Source organism: Methylovulum miyakonense HT12 (assembly GCF_000384075.1).
In the GTDB taxonomy this organism is placed as follows: Bacteria; Pseudomonadota; Gammaproteobacteria; order Methylococcales; family Methylomonadaceae; genus Methylovulum; species Methylovulum miyakonense.
In genome coordinates, this window is sequence record NZ_KB913025.1 from 1,406,589 (window position 1) to 1,425,092 (window position 18,504).

Consider the following 18,504-nt stretch of genomic DNA (forward strand, 5'->3'; position numbering starts at 1 on the left):
GGGAGTGTGCACATTATCCGCTTATAATCACTTTTCCTGAAGGCACACGATTACCCACAACTCATATCAATTGGCATAAACCGCTTTGCCGACTTCAATCCCGACAGCATAATGCCGGACTTTCTCCATGCCTTCCCAAATGGCCTTAGGCCCCGGGTTGCCATCGGATTTGCGGCCTAAAAAACCGCCCAGGCGGGCGACCAGCCGCACCATTTCGCCCAACGGCGGCGGTTCCGGCGGCGGCTTTTTCCGATGCGCCACCATCCAGGCGGCCTGCCATTCTTCGGGGTCGAACCCCACGTCACACGGCAGCCCCGGGCATTCCTGGCCAAGCGTCACCAGATGGAGGATGCGCCAGGCAAGGATAAGGTAGACCGCCAGCAACCGCTCCAGCCGTTCCATGCTGGCCAGTTGCCTGGCTTCAACGCGGCAACCACTTTTTAGGATGCGGAAAAAGATTTCAACCAGCCACTGGCAGCGGTACCACCCCACCAGTTCCGCCGCCTGCTCGAGGGTGGCGGCCCCGCGGTTGGTCAGCAACCGCCATTCGACGGCCTTCTCGCCCGGCGGCGGGTTGTCCTCGCGTGCCAGGATGGCCGTCACTTCCAATGCGGGCGCGCCTTTGTGCTTGGGCAAGGTGGCCCGCAGGGCATACAGGCTCTGGCAAACCTTGCGGGCTTTGCGGTCGCCGTTGGCCTCCAGCATAAATTCAATTTGCCCCAGTGGCGGTTGTCGGGCGGCTTTGTCCCACAGCTTTTCGGCGGCCCCGTCCCCCTTTTTGGCCAAGTTGCGGTTATGCCGGGCGCGCAACAAAAAGTCGGCCGCATAGCCGCGCCGCCTGGCCTCGTCCATCAGTTCGCGGATGTCGGACTCGCGGTCGCCGACCTGGACAAAGCGGCTGTCCGGCACGCGCACGGCGGTGTCGGCAACAATGCCGTAGCCTTCTTTCCAGCGGGTGCTTTCCTTGGGGACGGGGCTTGCGTCTTTGGGTGGCCGCGCCCACAGCCAGGCGTCCATCACCCCCAAGGCCAGGCGTTGCGGCGTGGCCATCAGCGTCAGGTGGGCATACATCCCGTGTTGCGCCTCATAACTAAGGCGGCCCAGCCCGGCGATGCCGGGCTGGCTGGTGAAATCCAGTTCCGTGGTGTCCTGGATGCACAGGACCACCGGATGCCCTTGCGCCCTATGTTCGCTTTTCCCGGCATGGCAGGCCAGCACTTCCATCGCGTCCACGGCGCCGTTTGACAGCAGGCGGTAAGCCGCCTTCGTTTCCGCCCAGCCTTCACAAGCCGTCGGGATGCTCGCCCTGGGTGAATTTGATAAGCTTTCCATCAGTGACACCAACCGTTTCGTCCGCCGTTTGTCGCCTAATTCTAGGCCCCCAATTCCTGTTGTACCCAGCTCATATGATTAGTGAAAAGGTTATATCATCGCTGATTTTGGGAGTTGTGGGTAATCGTGTGCCCTGAAGGAGTACAGGAAGCGTAACGCTAGTGTAGCAGTATACGACGGCTCCAGCGTAGCCGTAGGAGAGGAGTTTTGACGGAGTTGGAGCGAGGGCGGAAGCGTAGTCAAAATGTAAGGCCATCTCGGCACGGCGTCATATAGAGACTACCTTGTTGGACGGGTTCAAGGCGTTGGTGCATACTCTCACCTTTGATAACGGCAAGGAATTTGCCGCACACAGGCAGACGGCATTGCGCTACTATTTCGCCAAGCCTTGCCACTCGTGGGCACGGGGGCAGAACGAAAATGTCAACGGGTTGTTGCGCCAATATTTCCCCCAGGACAATGGGGTGTCGGACGTGACCACGCAACAGGCGTTGGGGGCTGTGCATAACTCCAGAAAGCGCCACTGGGCTTCAAAAGTCCTTACGGGGTGTTCCGGGAGTTATCCGGCAGCGATGCTGGATAACTGGTGGGGTATGAACTTATTACTTGAATTCACGGTTTTCAACATCCACCGCCTCTGAAAAAAGATTTCCATGCCGCTATTAGAAACGATTTGGGGAAAGTGCCCGCCCTGTCAAGACCGCAAAAAACATTTTCGGAGTAGCGTCGCCGTGGATTATCTGATGCCCTAGCATGGCCGACATGGCCATAACAAGGCGTGGGTCGTATCGGGTTCTCCGATTTGCTGCTGCCGGTATGGGGTTCCAAGGTCGTGTTGCTTTATAATGGCACATCGGGCACATCCTTCCCCAACCCCGCGAATTCAAACAACAACTGAAGCTCTTTGTCATTGATCTCGTAAACAGCCCCCGTGCGTAATGAATCCGGTAGTACCACCGGCCCATAACGGACGCGCATGAGGCGGCTGACGATGACGTTTTGCGATTCCCATAAGCGTCTGACCAAGCGGTTACGGCCTTCGGTGACGATGACGTTGTACCATTTGTTGGCGCCTTCACCGCCAGCGGGATGGATTTCGTCAAACTTTGCCAAACCGTCTTCGAGATGCACACCTTCTTGCAGGGTTGCCAAGGTCGCTTCGGAGACATGGCCTAAGATGCGCACGGCATATTCACGCTCGACTTCGGTGGAGGGGTGCATCAGGCGGTTTGCCAGTTCGCCGTTGTTGGTCAACAGCAATAAGCCGGAGGTGTTGATGTCCAGGCGTCCGACGGCTATCCAGCGGCCTGTGGCCAGTTCCGGCAAACGCCGGAAGACGATGGGGCGGCCTTCCGGATCCCGGCGGGTGACGACTTCACCTGTGGGTTTATGGTAAAGCAGCACCCGGGTGGGTTGTTCGGCAAATTTTTCCCAGTTGACAATCCGGTCATTGATTTCCAGGCGGTCACCGGTGTGCAAGCGTGTGCCTAGGGTGGCGGTGATGCCGTTGATTTTGAGGCGGCCTTCGGTGATCCAGCGTTCAATTTCGCGGCGCGAAGCTACCCCGCCCCGGGCAAGGATTTTCTGGATGCGTTCACCCGATTCTGGATGTGGCGGCGGGGCTTTGCTGCTGGTTTTGGTATGCGCTTTAGGTATGGGGTTGGTGGCGGCGGTGTCAGGGCGCGAGCGGCGCGGGCCACGGTTTGCTGGTTGGTTTTTCACGGTTTACCTACGTTGGTTTAACTGAGGGACAAGCTAAATAAGAGTTGTCCACGAAAATCACAAAAAAAACACGAAAAAATAGATCTGCATCAAACGGTCAAGTTTTAGGCTTTTATAATGGCTATGTCACCGTTAATTATGGAAGGCTTAAACAACGTGGCTTTGAGCGAAAACCACAAGCCGCATTAAATATGGCTTTTGTCAGAAAGTAAAAAATTTTCAACAATTAACGGTGACATAGCTTTTATAATTCACTATAGGTTACGCTATGCGTACCTTTTACATTGATTTTATAAATATTTTTTAAAAGTACGCATTTATTCCCCAGAGGCTATAGAGGGTGCGCTACCTAAAAAAACCAAAAACTTGACCGTTCAGCGTATAACTTTCGTGTATTTAGTGTCGTTCGTGGAAAAATTTCTTAGCTTGATGCGTTTGAGTCAAACAGACGGATTGTCCAATCTTGGCGTATCCGCCAAAGTGGTTTCCGCTGCTGACAGCTCAAGACCCTGCAATTCTTGCAAGGTCGGTAATTCATTTAAAGTGGATAGATTAAAATAATCTAAAAATTGTTTGGTCGTGCCGTATAAGGCGGGGCGCCCCGGCACTTCTTTATGGCCTAATATCCGTACCCATTCCCTCTCCAGCAAGGTTTGGATCATGTTAGTGCTGACGCTAACCCCGCGGATGTCTTCAATGTCGCCACGGGTGACAGGCTGGCGGTAGGCGATAATCGCCAAGGTCTCCATCAACGCCTTGGAATATTTCGGCGGTTTTTCTTCAAACAAACGCGACACCCAACGCGACACATCCGAACGCACCTGAAAACGGTAACCGCTGGCGATTTTCGCCAATTCAATGCCGCGCGGCTGGTAATCGGCGATGATGGCATCAATCGCGGCTTGGATTTCCGCCAAATCCGGCTGTTCCAATTCAGGGAACACCTCGCGCACTTGCTTGCAAGTCATCGGCCGTTTGGCGGCAAACAGAATAGCTTCAACGATACGCTGGATTTCCACGTTGGCCTTGGGTGCTTCAATGATCGGCGCGGGTGGTTTGGCTGGCTCTAACGCGTAGCTCGGCGAAGGGTTCGGGCTGGGTGATTTCGATGAGCCCTTCTTTGCCGAGTTCCAGTATAGCAAGAAAGGAGACCACCACGCCGTGCCGGCCTTCGCGGCGGGTAAATAATTCTGTAAATAATCGGCTATCTGAGCCTTTAAGGCTTTCCAATATCGTAGACATGCGTTCACGGACTGATAATGCTTCTTTGGTTATGGCGTGGTGGCTAAGTTGTTCGGCGCGTTTTAACACGGCTTTAAAGGCGAGCAGCAACTCGCCCAATTGTACATCGGGAAAAGTTTGTTCCACGTCTAACGTGGTCGTGTCCACGTCAACGCTAAAAAAATCGCGCTCCATGCGCGGGAGTTGTTCCAGGCCGTCAGCGGCGAGTTTGATCACTTCATATTCTTGCAAGCGACGGATTAGCGTCGCACGCGGGTCATCTTCCTCCTCTTCGGATTCCGGCGGGCGCGGCAACAGCATCCGTGATTTGATCTCCGCCAACCATGCCGCCATCACCAGATAATCCGCCGCCAGCTCAATTTTCATATCACCCATCAGTTGGATGTAGACCATGTATTGCTGGGTGATCTGGGCTATCGGGATGTTGACGATATCCATATTTTGTTTTCTGATGAGATACAGCAATAAATCCAATGGCCCGGCAAACAGTTCCAGAAACACTTCCAGTGCGTCGGGTGGGATATACAGGTCATCCGGCAGTTGGTTAAGCGGCGTGCCGTTGACGATGGCGAACGAAGGGGATTCGGGTTCTGTTCCGGTGCTTACTTGGGTCATGTTTATGGGTTGGTTTACGCCAGTTTGATAAACCGACGTAACTTAGGCGGTCCAGTGATGTCGGTTGGCGGTAAGGCAACTGGGCAGTCTAAGCAATGTCGGGTTACGCTTCAATTCCGGCCTATAATTACCCAAGCCCTGGTTACAATCCCGCTAACGAGAAAAACAAGTTATGGGCGATATACAAAGGATATTGCAATATGGCGCCCAGCACTTCGGTGTACAGCAACACCAGCAAAATGATAAAGCCGTAACGCTCAAGTTGGTTGTACTGTATGGCCAATCGGTAGGGTAACAACGCGGTCATGATGCGGCTACCATCCAGGGGCGGGATGGGTAGTAAATTAATCAACATCAATGAAATATTGATGGAAATGCCGGCGATGCCCATGTAAATCAGCGGCATGGAAACCGCTTCCACAGCGATGGTCACGCCCAGCCGCGCCAACAAGGCCCAGGCTAGCGCCATCAGCAAATTCGCGCCTGGCCCGGCGGCGGCGACAAACGCCATATCGCGTATGGGTTTTTTAAAATACCGCCCGTTGACCGGCACGGGTTTGGCCCAGCCAAAAATAAAGCCCGTGCCTGTCAGCAACAAAAGCCCCGGCAGAATCAATGTGCCTAGCGGGTCTATGTGTTTGAGCGGGTTCAAGGTCAAACGCCCAAGCATATCCGCGGTGTTGTCACCGCATTTTTTTGCCACCCAGCCGTGCGCGGCTTCATGTCCGGTGATGGCAAAGATCACAGGCAAAGCCCAGACGATGATGCGTTGGGCTAAGGTCAGTTCATCCATCATATTTAGTGTTTCCTCTATTGGGCCAGCATGGTGGCGATACCTTTGCCCTGCCTGACGATGACGGGGCCGGTGCGGGTGAATTCAATCATAGTGGTCGGTTCAAAGTTGACTATACCTGCATCAATAATCAAATCCAGCTCGTGGTCTAACTTTTCCCTAATCTCATAAGGGTCGCTCAGGGCTTCGCTATCACCAGGCAGGGTCAACGTCGTGCTGAAAAGGGCTTCGTCCAGTTCCTTCACCAGCATTTGCGCGATAGGATGGTCAGGGATGCGGATGCCTATGGTTTTTTTCTTAGGATGCTGCAGGCGTCGTGGGACATCTTTGGTGGCATCGAGAATGAAGGTGAACGGCCCTGGGGTGAGGGCTTTGATCAAGCGGAAGGCATCATTGCCGATTTTGGTGAACATTGAAACTTGCGTCAAATCCTTGCACACCAACGTGAAATCATGTTTGTCATCCAATTGCCGGATGCGGCGGATACTGTCCATCGCCTGCTTGTCACCGATATGGCAGGCCAATGCGTAAGAAGAATCGGTGGGGTAGGCGATGACGCCACCTTGTTGGATGACCGCTACGGCACGTTGGATCAAACGCAGTTGCGGATTTTCATGATGAACTTCGAGAAATTGGGCCATTGCTTATCTATTGCCTGTGTGAATTCCCGACATTATAGCCCACATCAGATTAAGCTTGCAGGGCGAATCACCGCCAAACCTACACCTTGGCTACGGTTCTGCCGCGAATACTTAAAAAGAGTGTCCCGCCAGGCGGGGTTGCCGCGTCCTAGTTATTTTAGGCGGGTGTTGGGCATGGTTGACCCCATCGTTGTTTTTCGGTAATTTTTTTGCCAACGGCTCTATCGGCTTTTTTCAAAAGCCGATAGGGCCGTTTATGCAGTTATTGCTTGGATGGGTTTGGCGTCCGGGCTCACATACACGCCATGCGCTTGATAAAATCCTGCAAGCTTTGGCCTTCACTGTCTGTGAATGTCTGATTTTCCGGCTGGATGCTTTGGATCCGGTCAAGACGGAAATTGCGGAAATCGTCGCGCAACTCGCACCAACCGACCAGAGTCCAAACGTTTCCCCAAAAATACAAGCCCAGTGGCCGGATACGGCGTAGGCTTTGTTCGCCGTCAGCACGGCAATAAGCCATTTGCAACAGGTGTTTGTTGTCGATGGCTTTACGGCAAATGTCCAGATGAATATCAATGTCCGGGCGTTGGCTGAAGCGTAAGGAAAACAGTTTGCTGTCTTCTATCTTATGCCGGAACCCGGCCGGAATCACGGCAGTGATCTTGTCCAGTGCCGATTGCGCTGATTGGCCTAGCTCGCTGCCTGCCCAGGTTTTGCTCATCCGCGCACCGACCACCAAGGCCTCGATTTCGTCCGGGGTGAACATGATCGGGGGGATGTCGAGGGTATGGCGCAACCGGTAACCGACCCCGGCTTCCCCTTCAACGGGAACGCCGGATAGGCTAAGGTCCTGAATATCGCGGTAAATGGTGCGCTCGGACACTTCCAGCCGCTCGGCAAGCGTTTTGGCGGTGACCAAGCGTTTGTTACGCAAGATTTGGACAATTTGAAAGAGACGGTCGGCGCGGCGCATGGTAGTGTTTTGGAAAGGCGGCCGAGGGATCGGCCGCCTACAACTCAAGAAGGGTTAGGACGGTGAATATAAACCAACGCGGTTGCCTTCGCTATCCAAAATCAGCGCGAAGTAACCGCAGTCGCCATCATGGATAGGCGTTTTGGGGAGAAGGATACCGCCGCCGTTGGGGACAACCCTGTCCAGCGGCACGTTGAGGTCTTCGCCGGCGTTAAAGTACACTACGGCACCCGTCTGGCTGGGCTGGTACTGTTCGCCCAGTACCAGCATGCCGCTGACCGCCCCTTCATCCGCCGCGAAAATCGCCAATTGATAGGCCTCCATGGTTTCGTCTTTAAACGTGGTTGCCAACAGGTTTTGGTAAAAGTTTTTGGCCCGTTGCATATCGGTCACCGGAATTTCAAACCAGCTTGCTACATTCGTGTTCATGTTTCCTCTCCGTACAATAAGTGTTGACGAGCGGCTATGGTATGGCAGCCCTACTGACAGCGTGGTGTCAGTAGTATTTATCCTCGTTAGGAATTTTTGTGCACGATAACAAATGCAGCCATAACGGTTTATCACCCATCGTAGGCTTGGTTTCGCTACAATAAGGTTTTTCAACCGCCGCCCCCGACTATTTTGATTATCCGTATCGCCTTAGGGCTGGTTGCCAGTGCTTTCCTTGCCTTATTCATCGGCAAGCTTTTGCTCTGGCGGCACATCCCGTTATTGCCGGAACTCGCCACGCGGCTGGGTATCACCCTGCTTTTGCTGGGGTTTGGGGTTTTGCTTTGCGGTGGCTTGGTGATGCTGGGCAGATTGGTGTGCCGCGCGATAACCGGCTATTTTTCCGCACCGCAACGGCAGTTACGGCGTTTGCTGTTTACCGCCAATTATCAGGAAAACCTTAAACAACGGTTCTATTGGCGAAAAATGAAAGTCGCCATCACTAATGACGCTAAACGCGAACGCCTTTTAGTCGCCGATAACCGCCGGCACATCAAATCATTAAGCAAAGCTGTCCGCCGCGATTTATCGGCATTGAAGCGGCAACTGCCGAAAACCGCTTATCGGCAATTGCAACAAGAGCTTGACAGTTATCGCCAGGAATTAAACGCCGATGCTTTGTTGGCATTGCAACTCAAAATAGCCAATCTAGGTACACGATGACTTTACTGAAAAACTGGGCTTTGCAACTTACCTACATTTGGCATTCGGTCAAAGAGGCGCATCTGCATTGGCAAACCGCCACCCATCCACAGCAAACCCAACTCCGCCACGCGCAACTGCTCGCCGAACAGGATTTACAGGCCGAACTGAAAAAGAAAACCGTGCAGTTGGAGCAGGACATTGCTTTGTTAAAAACCCGGCATGAATCTGAATTGGGCATTTACAAAGCCCGTTGCCAGCAAGACATCAAAGATTATCAGCAGTATCTCAAAGCACTGGCGCAACTCAAGACCAGCATTAAGGCCAGCTACCCGGCATTGCCGGAGGCGGTGGTGTTTGGCATCCATCATCATGCCAAACAATTGTTGAACAGGATGTGGGAATGTGAGGATTTTGCCCAGAAAATGCACTATGAAATGCAGTTGTTGACGTTTATGACCACCGTGCATGAAGATGCACAGTTGCATTTGGAAGGGAAAGACGGGGGAATGTTGCCGGAGAAAACGTTGGGCTTGCTCAGGCAAGAATGATTAGGTAAATAGAAGCTACACTTTTTAAGGTGCGTTCCTTTTTGCGCGGCCAGTCAGAAACACTACCGCAAGTCCTGTTAATGCTGCGGTAGCAATAACGCCACCTGCTTCTGGTTGCCCGCTAATGGCAACATAAGAGCCACCTACCACACCCGCAATACCGATTAAGAAAGCGCATAATTGCCCTACTATACGTTCTATGAACGTGTATCGGTTAATTTTTATGGTTTCAGATCGTCGGTGTTCAGCTTCTATCTGCGTTTGCTTTATAACCCAATCAACCGCTTCAGGTTTAAATTTTTGAAGCTGCTCCAATTGCGGCACTGGCAATATTGGACAATCAGTTTCTTGCTGCTGGATAGATAGCTGATGCCCATCTTTGCCACTATTTACTTTCGCCGATGTATGCTTGTTTGCCATACTTTTGGGTAGCTTTATTTAAACCAGAGGCAATGCGTCTGGCATCGGCTTGTAACAAAGCCATGTCATTAGAAAAGCCTTTACGGGACGGGCGAATATATTGTGAACCGGTATCTAAAACTAAAACTTCCCCTGCTCCTTTAAGAAAATTTTTAATATATTCCATAAGATTACCTCAAATGTTTTTATAAAACGTATGTATTCTAATGCGTGTATAAAAAAAATAAACCGATAATAATTAGTTAACGTAATTACTGCATATTGGGCTTTTTAAATATATAACCCAGTATGGCTAGCTATTTAATCAAACTCAACAAAACCCCGGCCGCAACCGCTGAACCAATCACGCCCGCCACATTTGGCCCCATCGCGTGCATCAGCAGGAAGTTGTGCGGATTGCTTTCCAGCCCCAGTTTGTTCGCCACCCGCGCCGCCATCGGTACGGCGGAAACACCTGCCGCGCCGATCAAGGGATTAATCGGCGTATCGCTGAATTTGTTCATGATTTTAGCCATAATCACTCCGGATGCCGTGCCGATAGCAAAGGCAACCGCACCTAAAGCTAAAATGCCTAGGGTTTCTATTTGCAAAAAGGCATGGGCGCTGAGCTTGGAGCCGACAGACAAGCCTAAGAAAATGGTCACGATGTTAATCAGCTCATTTTGCGCGGTTTGGCTTAAGCGTTCGACAACCCCACAGGTGTTCATCAAATTGCCTAGCGCGAACATACCGATCAATGGCGTGGCGGACGGCAGCAGCAAAATGGACAAAAACAACAACATCAACGGAAAAACAATTTTTTCGGTTTTGCTGACGTTACGCATTTGCTTCATTTCTATCCGGCGTTCCGCTTCGGTAGTCAACGCCCGCATAATTGGCGGCTGGATCAACGGGACCAAAGCCATATACGAATAAGCGGCAACGGCAATCGCACCGAGCAAATCGGGGGCTAGTTTTGAGGCGACATAAATGGCGGTCGGGCCATCTGCGCCGCCGATAATGCCTATCGCCGCCGCATCTTTTAGGGAAAATTCCAATCCTGGTATGGCATTTAAAGCCAGCGCCCCCAGCAATGAGGCGAAAATCCCAAATTGCGCCGCCGCACCCAATAACAGGGTCTTAGGGTTGGCAAGCATGGGGCCAAAATCGGTCATCGCCCCTACACCCATAAAAATCAGTAACGGAAATATCCCCGCTTTAATGCCGAAATACAGGTAGTACAGAAGCCCGCCCTCTTCGGCAATGCCTGCGACCGGGATATTGCTGAGAATCGCACCAAAGCCTATCGGCAATAACAGCAAGGGCTCAAAGCCTTTTTTTATGGCCAGATACAGGAGCAAAAAACCGACCAGCATCATGAAGGCCTGGCCACCCGTAAAGTTGTACAGTCCCGTACTGTGCCAAAGTGAAATGAGATTTTCCATAAATATCCGTCAGCTATACATTGTTATAAGGAAATCAGGGCATTGCCGCCGGCTACTGCGCCGCCTTCTTTGACATGGACTGCACTGACTATACCCGCAAATTTAGAGCGCACTTCCGTTTCCATTTTCATGGCTTCCATAATCACAACAATTTCCCCTTCCGCAACAATACTGCCTTCACTGACCAGGATCTTCAGGATATTGCCTGCCATAGGGGCATAAACCACCGCCCCGTTATGGGCGGCCAATTCCAGGTGGGGGGCTTCTTCAACTGCAGATTGGATGGCCAGCGCGGAGCCGCCAGGGCCGACGGCAACATTAAAGTTCCTGCCATCGACATTGACCGTGTACGTTTCAATGCCTTTGGTTTGCTCAGGTTCGGCTTTCGGTGCATTGGCGGCCACGAACGCCTCAGGGTTTGGGGCGGGCTCAAAAGCTGCCGGATTGCCGCGGTTAGCCAAGAACTTCCAACCCACTTGTGCAAACATGCCGTTTATCAAAGCGTCTTCTTCAATATTTTCAGCCAGCTTGACGCCTTCGGCTTGGGCTTTTTCCTGCACTTCGGCGATCAGTTTATCCATTTCCGCATCTATTAGGTCAGCGGGCCTGCACGTAATAGGCTGCGCACCGTTGAGGACACGGTCTTGCAGTTCTTTATTGACGGGGGCGGGGGTCACGCCGTATTCGCCTTTCAAAACGCCTGCGGTTTCTTTGGTGATGGTTTTATAGCGTTCGCCATTGATGACGTTGATGACGGCTTGGGTGCCGACGATTTGCGAAGTGGGTGTGACTAATGGGATGAATCCTAGGTCTTCGCGGACACGGGGGATTTCTTGGATCACTTCGTCAAATTTATCCGATGCACCCTGCTCCTTCAGCTGGCTTTCCATATTGGTCAACATCCCGCCAGGGACTTGGGCAATTAAGATCCGGCTGTCCACGCCTTTTAGGCTGCCTTCATACTGTGCGTATTTTTTGCGGATGTCGCGGAAATAGGCCGCAATCTCTTCCAGCTTAATCAAGTCCAAACCGGTGTCGCGGCCTGTGCCTTCCAAACTGGCGACTATGGTTTCCGTCGCACTGTGGCCATAAGTCATACTGAGCGAGGAAATGGCGGTGTCGACATTGTCAATGCCTGCTTCCGCGGCTTTCAATATGCTGGCGACACTCAAGCCAGTCGTTGCATGGGAGTGGAGGTGGATAGGGATTTTTGTGCTTTTTTTCAGGCGTGTCACCAGCTCGAAAGCCTCATAGGGTTTGAGCAGGCCCGCCATGTCCTTGATGCAGATGGAATGCGCGCCCATATCTTCGATCTGTTTGCCGAGGTTGACCCACATGTCCATGGTATGGACGGGGCTGGTGGTATAGGAGATCGTCCCTTGGGCATGGGCGTCGGTGGTCAGGACGGCTTTGACCGCATGTTCAATGTTGCGCATGTCATTCATGGCGTCGAAGATGCGGAACACGTCAATGCCATTGATGGCGCAACGTTCGACAAACTTGTCGACCACGTCATCGGCATAATGGCGATAACCCAAAATATTTTGGCCGCGGAGCAGCATTTGTTGCGGGGTTTTTGGCATCGCCGCTTTCAATAAACGCAAGCGTTCCCAAGGGTCTTCGCCCAAATAACGGATGCAGGCATCAAATGTGGCGCCACCCCATGATTCAATGGACCAGTAACCGATGTCATCCAGTCTTGCACAAATTGGCAACATATCTTCGATACGCAACCGGGTGGCTAGGATCGACTGATGCGCATCCCGCAAGACAACCTCAGTAATCTTTAAGGGCGTTGTTTTATGTTTGACCATGCTGTGTTTCTCCTAGAATACCTTTTTATGAGTCTTTTATCATTTGACCGCCAGGGCCGATTGAATGGTGAACGTAGTTCGTGCCCCTTTGGGTTACGGATGAACTACAACTGTCTGCAATATTGGGCGTTTATGTTATGGCTTCCGATACTGATGTATTGCGGCGGTAATAGCGGCTACGGTTGCTTTCTCTATGCCGCTGTTTGAGGTAGGAGGGGCTATCACAGGTGTGGGGGGTGCCTCAGGAAAAAACCGCTGCACCAGCGATGACATCATATTGATCGCGACCACAAGCATCGTCAGAAACAAAAATACGATACCCATGCCCGCGAACATCAATTCAATGCCACTACTCATTAATTCTGCCATATCGCTTAATCCTTTTACAAAACTTAATCTATTTGAAATACATTATCCATAAAACGGGTGGCTAAACAAACTAAAGTGACAGTTTCATGCTATGAAATGCTAAGGATAATGCTTAATTGGAGGCCGATGCCCAGCCAATTACTGTTAACCCCTCCGCATAGGGATGCGGTCACATAACTTCGGAAAATTGCGGGATTCTGGTTATTGGCGGGATGGGTGGGGCGGCGCCACAAATGGCAAGAACAGCTTGGCGCCCAGAGGCCGGAATTGGCCTAGCTTCATTTGAGCCGGTCGGGTTGGCGGGATACCGTAAAGTTGCACCGTTAACCAGCCATTGCCAAGGCACGTAGGGCGCCCTCATAATCCGGCTCGTTCGCCAGTTCGCTAGCCAGTTCGGTATAGATGATTTTATCGTATTCATCAATCACGACCACCGCCCTCGCAGTCAGGCCTGACAATATGCTGTCGGTCAGCCTGACACCATAATCATCGGCAAAATTTGAGCGGAATGTCGACAATGGCATCACGTTTTGCAGGCCTTCCGTCGTACAAAAGCGGCATTGCGCAAAGGGCAGGTCGGCGGACACGAGCAGCACGACGGTATTCGCAAGGCTGGCGGCTTTCTGGTTGAACATCCTGGCCGAGGCCGCGCAAGTCGGGGTGTCCAGGCTGGGCACGATGTTCAGCAATTTTCTTTTGCCTGCAAAAGCCGCTAAGGAGACTTCCTTTAATTTACCGTTGACGAGTTTGAAATCGGGGGCCTTGTTGCCCGTCAAGGGTAACTCGCCTAGGGTGTTTATGGGTTTGCCTTGAAAAGATATGCGTGCCATGAATCAGTATGGTTGTTGCCAATGGGTTAATGATTGTTCGCCACGCCATGGTTGGATAGGCTCATTTTTTACTTTTAACCCGTTTTATTAAGCGTTCACGCCTTTCCACTTGCCAATCGGTGAGTTTCTTTTTCTGTCCGCTAAACGGGTTCGCCGCCGATTTGAATTCCAAGCGTATCGGTGTGCCGGACAATTTCAGCTTTTCGCGGTAATAATTGGTCAGATAGCGTTTGTACGAAACGGGCAGGGCATCGGTTTGGACACCGTGGATAATCACGATAGGCGGGTTGCGTCCGCCTTGGTGGGCGTATTTCAATTTGATGCGGCGGTTGTTGATCATCGGTGGCTGGTGCGCGTCGGTCGCTTCCTTGAGGATGCGTGTCAACACGGGCGTGGACATATTGATCATCGCCGAATCGTAGAGGCTGTTGACGACATCAAACAGCTTGCCGACGCCGCTGCCATGCAGCGCGGAAATCGGGTGTTTTTCGGCAAACTCCATAAAACCCAATTTCACTTCCAATTGCCGTTTGATGGTCTCCTTTTGGTGGGCGTCCAAGCCGTCCCATTTGTTCAGGCCGATAATCATCGCCCGTCCGGCTTCAATGACCAAACCCAGCAAATGCGCGTCTTGGTCGGTCACCCCTTCGCTGGCATCAATCAGGTAAATCACCACATGCGCTTTTTCAATCGCTTGTAGGGATTTGATGACGCTGAATTTTTCGATGGTTTCGGCAATTTTTGAACGGCGGCGCATCCCCGCGGTGTCAATCAGGGTAAATTGTTTGCCATTGCGCTCGAAAGGGATGTAAATGCTATCGCGGGTGGTGCCAGGCTGGTCATAAACGATGACCCGTTCTTCACCCAACAGGCGGTTGACCAGGGTTGATTTGCCGACATTCGGGCGGCCGACTACAGCGATGCCCACGCCTTTGCGCTCGCCTTCATCATCCACCAAATCGGCGGCAGGGGGCAATAACTTATTGACGCGCTCCAGCAATTCAGGGACGCCGCGCCCATGCGAGGCGGCAATTTGCGATGGTTCGCCCAAGGCCAACGAGTAAAATTCACTGGTGGCGAGGTTGGCGTCCAAACCGTCAATCTTATTGGTCACTAAGATGATGGGTTTGGACATTTTTCTCAGCGTTTCGGCGATGGCTTTATCTGAGGCACTAAGGCCTTCACGCGCATCGACCATAAACAGCACAATATCGGCTTCTTCCAGGGCGATTTGCACCTGTTTTCTGGAAAAGCTCTCGATACCTTCGGCATCATCGGCGATACCGCCGGTGTCCACGACCAGGCACGGGCGGATGCCGTGCTTGATGCGCCCGTATTGGCGGTCACGCGTCAACCCCGGAAAATCCGCCACTAAAGCTTCACGGCTACGGGTCAGGTAATTGAAAAGGGTGGATTTGCCGACATTAGGCCGTCCGACCAAGGCGATGACAGGTAACATAATTATTGGACTGTTAAGGCGGCAAGCGTGCCGTCTTTTGCATAAACGTAAACGGTATTGTCCACGACCACAGGTTTGGCTTCGATAGGGCCGCCAGAGACTTGCACACGGCCCAATTGATGGCCGTCAGTGGTGCTTAACCAGTGCACATAACCTTCAAAATCACCGACGACGACATAATGGCCATAAACCGCAGGGGCGGTGGTGCGCCGTTGGTGCAAGTCTTTTTGTCTCCACAACGACGAGCCGCTGCGCAAATCCAATTGCCAAACATCGCTTTCAATATCGGACAAATACAGGTACCGCCAATCATTGCTCAAGCCTGTATAGGAAGAAACGCTTTCATTACGCCAGACCACTTCACCGTCAATTTCAGAAATGGCGCTGACGCCACCATGGAAGCCAGCGACATATACAGTGCCAGCGGCTTCCAGCGGATCCGTGTCCAAATCAACCAACCTTTCCACTTCGGAACGGCCTTTAGGGATGGCGACACTGCTTTCCCAAATATATTTGCCATCCTTTAACTGCAGGGCCATCAGTTTGCCGTTGTCGTAACCGCTGATGACTTTGTCTTCAATGATCACCGGGGTTGCCGAACCCCGTATGCTCAACGCGGGGACATTGACTTCATAGCTCCACAGTTTTGCCCCGTTTGTTTCATTGATGGCGATGACTTTGCCATCCGCCGTATGCACGATGACAATACCATTAGATACTACAGGCACCGCCAGCACTTCGCTGGAGACTTTGATTTTCCATAGTTGCGTGCCGCTATCGGCGTTTAAGGCAACCACTTCGGCGTCGCTAGTCCCTAATATGGCGGTGTTTTTCCCCACCCCGGGGCCTGCCGAGAAGGGCAATTCGGTTTTGGCTTCCCAGAGTTTGTCCCCGGAGCTCAAATCCCTGGCCTGGACCAGCCCTTCGCGGTCAGCGGCGATGACCCTCGCGCTTCCGATGGCGGGAACCAGTTTTAGCATTTGTTCATCAGCGCCGACCCCTACCGATTCTTTCCACCGTACTTCGATTTTGATTTCAGGGGTGTATTCGACCAAAATGTTGGGCGGATCGGTATTATCTTCACCACCGCCAAAATAATCGGCTATCCCGGAAAAGGATTCGCCAACAGTGTCCCATGCGGCACAGCCCGCCAGGCCCAAACATAGCAATAGCAGCGTAATTAAGCGCATTATTTGTTACTTTCTACCTTTTCAGGGGGGGTCAAATCATCAATTTTTAACTGTAGCAATGGCGATTGATGGCCATTTCTCAGCGCGTTTTGGTACGATGTGCGTGCCTGGTCAACACGGTCTAAAGCCACATACAAATCACCCACCAATTCGTCGTATTGGCCGGAAAAGCTGGCGGACTTGGCCGGATCAATGTCATTGATCAATTTTAAACCTTGTTCATATTCTTTGTTGGCCATCAGTAAGCGCACTAACCTGACTTTGGCAATGTTGGCCAACTCTTTGTTCGATGTGGCGGACACTTTTTCAAGAATTTGCCTGGCTGAAGCCAGGTCACCTTGTTCGACCTTGATTTTTGCCAGCGCCAACTGGCTGAATAAGGTGTAGTCGCTGCTGCCAAAACGGGTTTCCATTTGTTCCGATAGTTTGGCCACCGATTCGGTTTGGTTTGCGGCTTGGGCCTTCAGCAGTTGGGCATATAATCCGGCGGCCTGCTCGGCTTGCTCACGCCGGTAATCTTGCCAGTAATTCCAGCCTAAAATAACGGCAATGCCTAGCCCCAAGCCTATCAAGGTCGCCTGCCCGTTTTCTTTCCACCAGCCCTTAAGGGCCGCAACTTGTTCTTCTTCTGTTTCGTAAATTTCCACGGTGAATCTCTTATGCGCTTAGTTTAAAGGGTTAACAACGGCTTTCTGCCGGGCCGCCAGGTAATCCCGTAAAAATCCGATGGCTTGCTGTTGTGATAAGGATTGCTGGCCTTGGCCGTCCCGTAAAGGTTTTAGGCTAATTTCGCCCCGCACGGCTTCGTCGTCGCCGATGATGACGGCATAATCCGCACCGCTTTTGTCAGCTTTTTTGAACTGGCTTTTAAAGCTGCCACCATCAATATTAATCTGTAATTTCAACGCAGGGATGGCGGCCCTCAGCGCTTCTGCAAAACGCAAGCCCGCACGTTCCGCTTGGGTGCCGACCCTCACCATATAAACATCCACAGGTTTGGCGGGTTGGATGCTTGCCAACGTTTCCATCAACGCCAACAAACGTTCCATGCCCATCGCAAACCCCACTGCGAAATTCGGTTTGCCGCCCAATTGTTCGATCAGGCTGTCATAACGTCCGCCAGCACAAACCGTGCCTTGGGAGCCTAATTCATCGGTGACCCATTCGAAAACGGTTTTGCTGTAATAATCCAGCCCCCGTACCAAGCGCGTGTTGATTTCGTAAGGGATGGCCAGGTCATCCAATGTGGCGGTAATGGCCTTAAAATGTTGGAGGCTGTCCTCGCCCAAATAAGCCATTAGTTCCGGTGCCTTGGAAACCACTTCCTGCATCGCCGGGTTTTTGGTGTCGAGTATGCGCAAAGGGTTGGTATGTAAACGGCGCTGGCTATCTTCATCCAGCGTGTCCAGATGTTGCTGGAAATAAGCCACCAATTCTTCACGGTAAGCTTTGCGCTCTTCTATTGTCCCCAGCGAATTTAGTTGTAAACGGACTTTGTCGCGGATGCCCAGCCTTTTCCATAAACGGTCCATCAATAAAATCAATTCCGCGTCAATGTCAGGGGCCGCCATGCCGTAGGTTTCTACGCCGAGTTGGATGAACTGGCGGTAGCGGCCTTTTTGCGGGCGTTCGTGGCGGTACATCGGCCCGTAGTACCACAACCTATGCGTTTGGCCATTCAACAGGCTATGCTCAAGGCAAGCCCTAAGGCATCCTGCCGTACCTTCTGGACGCAGCGTCAAGGAGTCGCCATTACGGTCATCGAAGGTATACATTTCCTTTTCGACAATATCGGTGACTTCACCAATAGAGCGTTTGAACAGTTCGGTTTTTTCGACAATGGGTAAGCGGATTTCACTATAACCGTATGAAGCCATGACTTCCCGGATAATTGTTTCTGCGTGTTGCCAAAGAGGGGTTTGTTCCGGAAGCACATCGTGCATCCCGCGTATTGCTTGTATCGTGTTTGCCATGCTTGAATTAAGGTTGCCTGTTACT

At 52.0% G+C, this 18,504-nt stretch carries 21 protein-coding genes; 3 read left to right on the forward strand and 18 right to left on the reverse strand.

What is annotated here, in order from left to right:
* Positions 1–66 precede the first annotated feature (66 nt).
* The gene (locus METMI_RS0107285; RefSeq protein ID WP_019865620.1) at positions 67–1,332 is read right to left on the reverse strand and encodes an IS4 family transposase; all 1,266 of its coding nucleotides are present in this window, start codon (positions 1,330–1,332) and stop codon (positions 67–69) included.
* Positions 1,333–1,586: 254 nt separating this feature from the next.
* On the opposite strand from METMI_RS0107285, the gene METMI_RS28135 reads away from it, so the two are divergent.
* Positions 1,587–1,973, forward strand: a complete 387-nt coding sequence (locus METMI_RS28135) for a hypothetical protein (protein ID WP_156829790.1) — start codon at positions 1,587–1,589, stop codon at positions 1,971–1,973.
* 199 nt (positions 1,974–2,172) lie between these two features.
* Here METMI_RS28135 and rluB read toward each other — a convergent pair whose 3' ends face one another.
* The 7 genes from rluB to METMI_RS0107325 form a co-directional block, all read right to left on the reverse strand.
* The gene (gene rluB, locus METMI_RS23370) at positions 2,173–3,054 is read right to left on the reverse strand and encodes a 23S rRNA pseudouridine(2605) synthase RluB (protein WP_019865621.1); all 882 of its coding nucleotides are present in this window, start codon (positions 3,052–3,054) and stop codon (positions 2,173–2,175) included.
* A 440-nt stretch (positions 3,055–3,494) separates the two neighbouring features.
* Complete coding sequence (gene scpB / locus METMI_RS0107300; RefSeq protein WP_019865622.1) at positions 3,495–4,073, reverse strand: SMC-Scp complex subunit ScpB; 579 nt, start codon at positions 4,071–4,073, stop codon at positions 3,495–3,497.
* A gap of 16 nt (positions 4,074–4,089) precedes the next feature.
* Complete coding sequence (locus METMI_RS0107305; RefSeq protein WP_019865623.1) at positions 4,090–4,911, reverse strand: segregation and condensation protein A; 822 nt, start codon at positions 4,909–4,911, stop codon at positions 4,090–4,092.
* A gap of 142 nt (positions 4,912–5,053) precedes the next feature.
* Positions 5,054–5,707 carry a site-2 protease family protein gene (locus METMI_RS0107310; RefSeq protein ID WP_019865624.1) on the reverse strand — a complete coding sequence of 218 codons (654 nt, stop codon included), beginning with the start codon at positions 5,705–5,707 and terminating at the stop codon, positions 5,054–5,056.
* 14 nt (positions 5,708–5,721) lie between these two features.
* Positions 5,722–6,345, reverse strand: coding sequence for an L-threonylcarbamoyladenylate synthase (locus METMI_RS0107315; protein ID WP_019865625.1), 624 nt, complete (start codon positions 6,343–6,345; stop codon positions 5,722–5,724).
* Positions 6,346–6,637: 292 nt separating this feature from the next.
* Positions 6,638–7,318, reverse strand: a complete 681-nt coding sequence (locus tag METMI_RS0107320; RefSeq protein WP_019865626.1) for a helix-turn-helix transcriptional regulator — start codon at positions 7,316–7,318, stop codon at positions 6,638–6,640.
* Between the two features lie 54 nt (positions 7,319–7,372).
* A complete protein-coding gene (locus tag METMI_RS0107325) occupies positions 7,373–7,747 on the reverse strand; it encodes a VOC family protein (RefSeq protein ID WP_019865627.1) in 375 nt (124 codons plus the stop codon).
* 192 nt (positions 7,748–7,939) lie between these two features.
* Between METMI_RS0107325 and METMI_RS0107330 the strand changes: the two genes are divergently transcribed.
* Both METMI_RS0107330 and METMI_RS0107335 read left to right on the forward strand, forming a co-directional pair.
* Positions 7,940–8,470, forward strand: a complete 531-nt coding sequence (locus METMI_RS0107330; protein ID WP_019865628.1) for a hypothetical protein — start codon at positions 7,940–7,942, stop codon at positions 8,468–8,470.
* Complete coding sequence (locus tag METMI_RS0107335) at positions 8,467–9,000, forward strand: hypothetical protein (protein WP_019865629.1); 534 nt, start codon at positions 8,467–8,469, stop codon at positions 8,998–9,000. The genes METMI_RS0107330 and METMI_RS0107335 overlap by 4 nt, the downstream gene beginning before the upstream one ends.
* 24 nt (positions 9,001–9,024) lie before the next feature.
* Here the strand turns inward: METMI_RS0107335 and METMI_RS26805 are convergent, their stop codons facing one another.
* The 10 genes from METMI_RS26805 to hisS form a co-directional block, all read right to left on the reverse strand.
* Positions 9,025–9,420, reverse strand: a complete 396-nt coding sequence (locus tag METMI_RS26805) for a hypothetical protein (protein ID WP_156829791.1) — start codon at positions 9,418–9,420, stop codon at positions 9,025–9,027.
* Positions 9,386–9,586 carry a hypothetical protein gene (locus METMI_RS0107345; protein ID WP_019865631.1) on the reverse strand — a complete coding sequence of 67 codons (201 nt, stop codon included), beginning with the start codon at positions 9,584–9,586 and terminating at the stop codon, positions 9,386–9,388. Before METMI_RS0107345 ends, METMI_RS26805 begins: the two co-directional genes overlap by 35 nt.
* Before the next feature lie 130 nt (positions 9,587–9,716).
* Positions 9,717–10,844 (reverse strand): sodium ion-translocating decarboxylase subunit beta, encoded by a 1,128-nt coding sequence (locus METMI_RS0107350; RefSeq protein WP_029151536.1) that lies wholly within the window; start codon positions 10,842–10,844, stop codon positions 9,717–9,719.
* Between the two features lie 23 nt (positions 10,845–10,867).
* Positions 10,868–12,658 carry a sodium-extruding oxaloacetate decarboxylase subunit alpha gene (gene oadA / locus METMI_RS0107355; RefSeq protein WP_019865633.1) on the reverse strand — a complete coding sequence of 597 codons (1,791 nt, stop codon included), beginning with the start codon at positions 12,656–12,658 and terminating at the stop codon, positions 10,868–10,870.
* Positions 12,659–12,793: 135 nt separating this feature from the next.
* The gene (locus METMI_RS0107360) at positions 12,794–13,027 is read right to left on the reverse strand and encodes an OadG family protein (protein WP_019865634.1); all 234 of its coding nucleotides are present in this window, start codon (positions 13,025–13,027) and stop codon (positions 12,794–12,796) included.
* Between the two features lie 323 nt (positions 13,028–13,350).
* Positions 13,351–13,857 (reverse strand): thiol peroxidase, encoded by a 507-nt coding sequence (tpx, locus tag METMI_RS0107365; protein WP_019865635.1) that lies wholly within the window; start codon positions 13,855–13,857, stop codon positions 13,351–13,353.
* Between the two features lie 61 nt (positions 13,858–13,918).
* Positions 13,919–15,316: a ribosome biogenesis GTPase Der gene (gene der, locus METMI_RS0107370; protein ID WP_019865636.1), complete on the reverse strand. Its 1,398-nt coding sequence runs from the start codon at positions 15,314–15,316 to the stop codon at positions 13,919–13,921.
* 2 nt (positions 15,317–15,318) lie between these two features.
* A complete protein-coding gene (bamB, locus tag METMI_RS0107375) occupies positions 15,319–16,506 on the reverse strand; it encodes an outer membrane protein assembly factor BamB (protein WP_019865637.1) in 1,188 nt (395 codons plus the stop codon).
* Complete coding sequence (locus METMI_RS0107380) at positions 16,506–17,153, reverse strand: YfgM family protein (protein WP_019865638.1); 648 nt, start codon at positions 17,151–17,153, stop codon at positions 16,506–16,508. The genes bamB and METMI_RS0107380 overlap by 1 nt, the downstream gene beginning before the upstream one ends.
* Before the next feature lie 18 nt (positions 17,154–17,171).
* Complete coding sequence (gene hisS / locus METMI_RS0107385; RefSeq protein ID WP_019865639.1) at positions 17,172–18,479, reverse strand: histidine--tRNA ligase; 1,308 nt, start codon at positions 18,477–18,479, stop codon at positions 17,172–17,174.
* Positions 18,480–18,504 lie beyond the last annotated feature (25 nt).

Bases quoted from the DNA above. Each gene is read 5' to 3' on its own strand.
- METMI_RS0107285 (WP_019865620.1), bottom strand. From the start codon at position 1,332: ATGGAAAGCTTATCAAATTCACCCAGGGCGAGCATCCCGACGGCTTGT.
- METMI_RS0107305 (WP_019865623.1), bottom strand. From the start codon at position 4,911: ATGACCCAAGTAAGCACCGGAACAGAACCCGAATCCCCTTCGTTCGCC.
- METMI_RS0107310 (WP_019865624.1), bottom strand. From the start codon at position 5,707: ATGATGGATGAACTGACCTTAGCCCAACGCATCATCGTCTGGGCTTTG.
- METMI_RS0107315 (WP_019865625.1), bottom strand. From the start codon at position 6,345: ATGGCCCAATTTCTCGAAGTTCATCATGAAAATCCGCAACTGCGTTTG.
- METMI_RS0107320 (WP_019865626.1), bottom strand. From the start codon at position 7,318: ATGCGCCGCGCCGACCGTCTCTTTCAAATTGTCCAAATCTTGCGTAAC.
- METMI_RS0107325 (WP_019865627.1), bottom strand. From the start codon at position 7,747: ATGAACACGAATGTAGCAAGCTGGTTTGAAATTCCGGTGACCGATATG.
- METMI_RS0107335 (WP_019865629.1), top strand. From the start codon at position 8,467: ATGACTTTACTGAAAAACTGGGCTTTGCAACTTACCTACATTTGGCAT.
- METMI_RS26805 (WP_156829791.1), bottom strand. From the start codon at position 9,420: ATGGCAAACAAGCATACATCGGCGAAAGTAAATAGTGGCAAAGATGGG.
- METMI_RS0107345 (WP_019865631.1), bottom strand. From the start codon at position 9,586: ATGGAATATATTAAAAATTTTCTTAAAGGAGCAGGGGAAGTTTTAGTT.
- METMI_RS0107350 (WP_029151536.1), bottom strand. From the start codon at position 10,844: ATGGAAAATCTCATTTCACTTTGGCACAGTACGGGACTGTACAACTTT.
- oadA (WP_019865633.1), bottom strand. From the start codon at position 12,658: ATGGTCAAACATAAAACAACGCCCTTAAAGATTACTGAGGTTGTCTTG.
- METMI_RS0107360 (WP_019865634.1), bottom strand. From the start codon at position 13,027: ATGGCAGAATTAATGAGTAGTGGCATTGAATTGATGTTCGCGGGCATG.
- tpx (WP_019865635.1), bottom strand. From the start codon at position 13,857: ATGGCACGCATATCTTTTCAAGGCAAACCCATAAACACCCTAGGCGAG.
- der (WP_019865636.1), bottom strand. From the start codon at position 15,316: ATGTTACCTGTCATCGCCTTGGTCGGACGGCCTAATGTCGGCAAATCC.
- bamB (WP_019865637.1), bottom strand. From the start codon at position 16,506: ATGCGCTTAATTACGCTGCTATTGCTATGTTTGGGCCTGGCGGGCTGT.
- hisS (WP_019865639.1), bottom strand. From the start codon at position 18,479: ATGGCAAACACGATACAAGCAATACGCGGGATGCACGATGTGCTTCCG.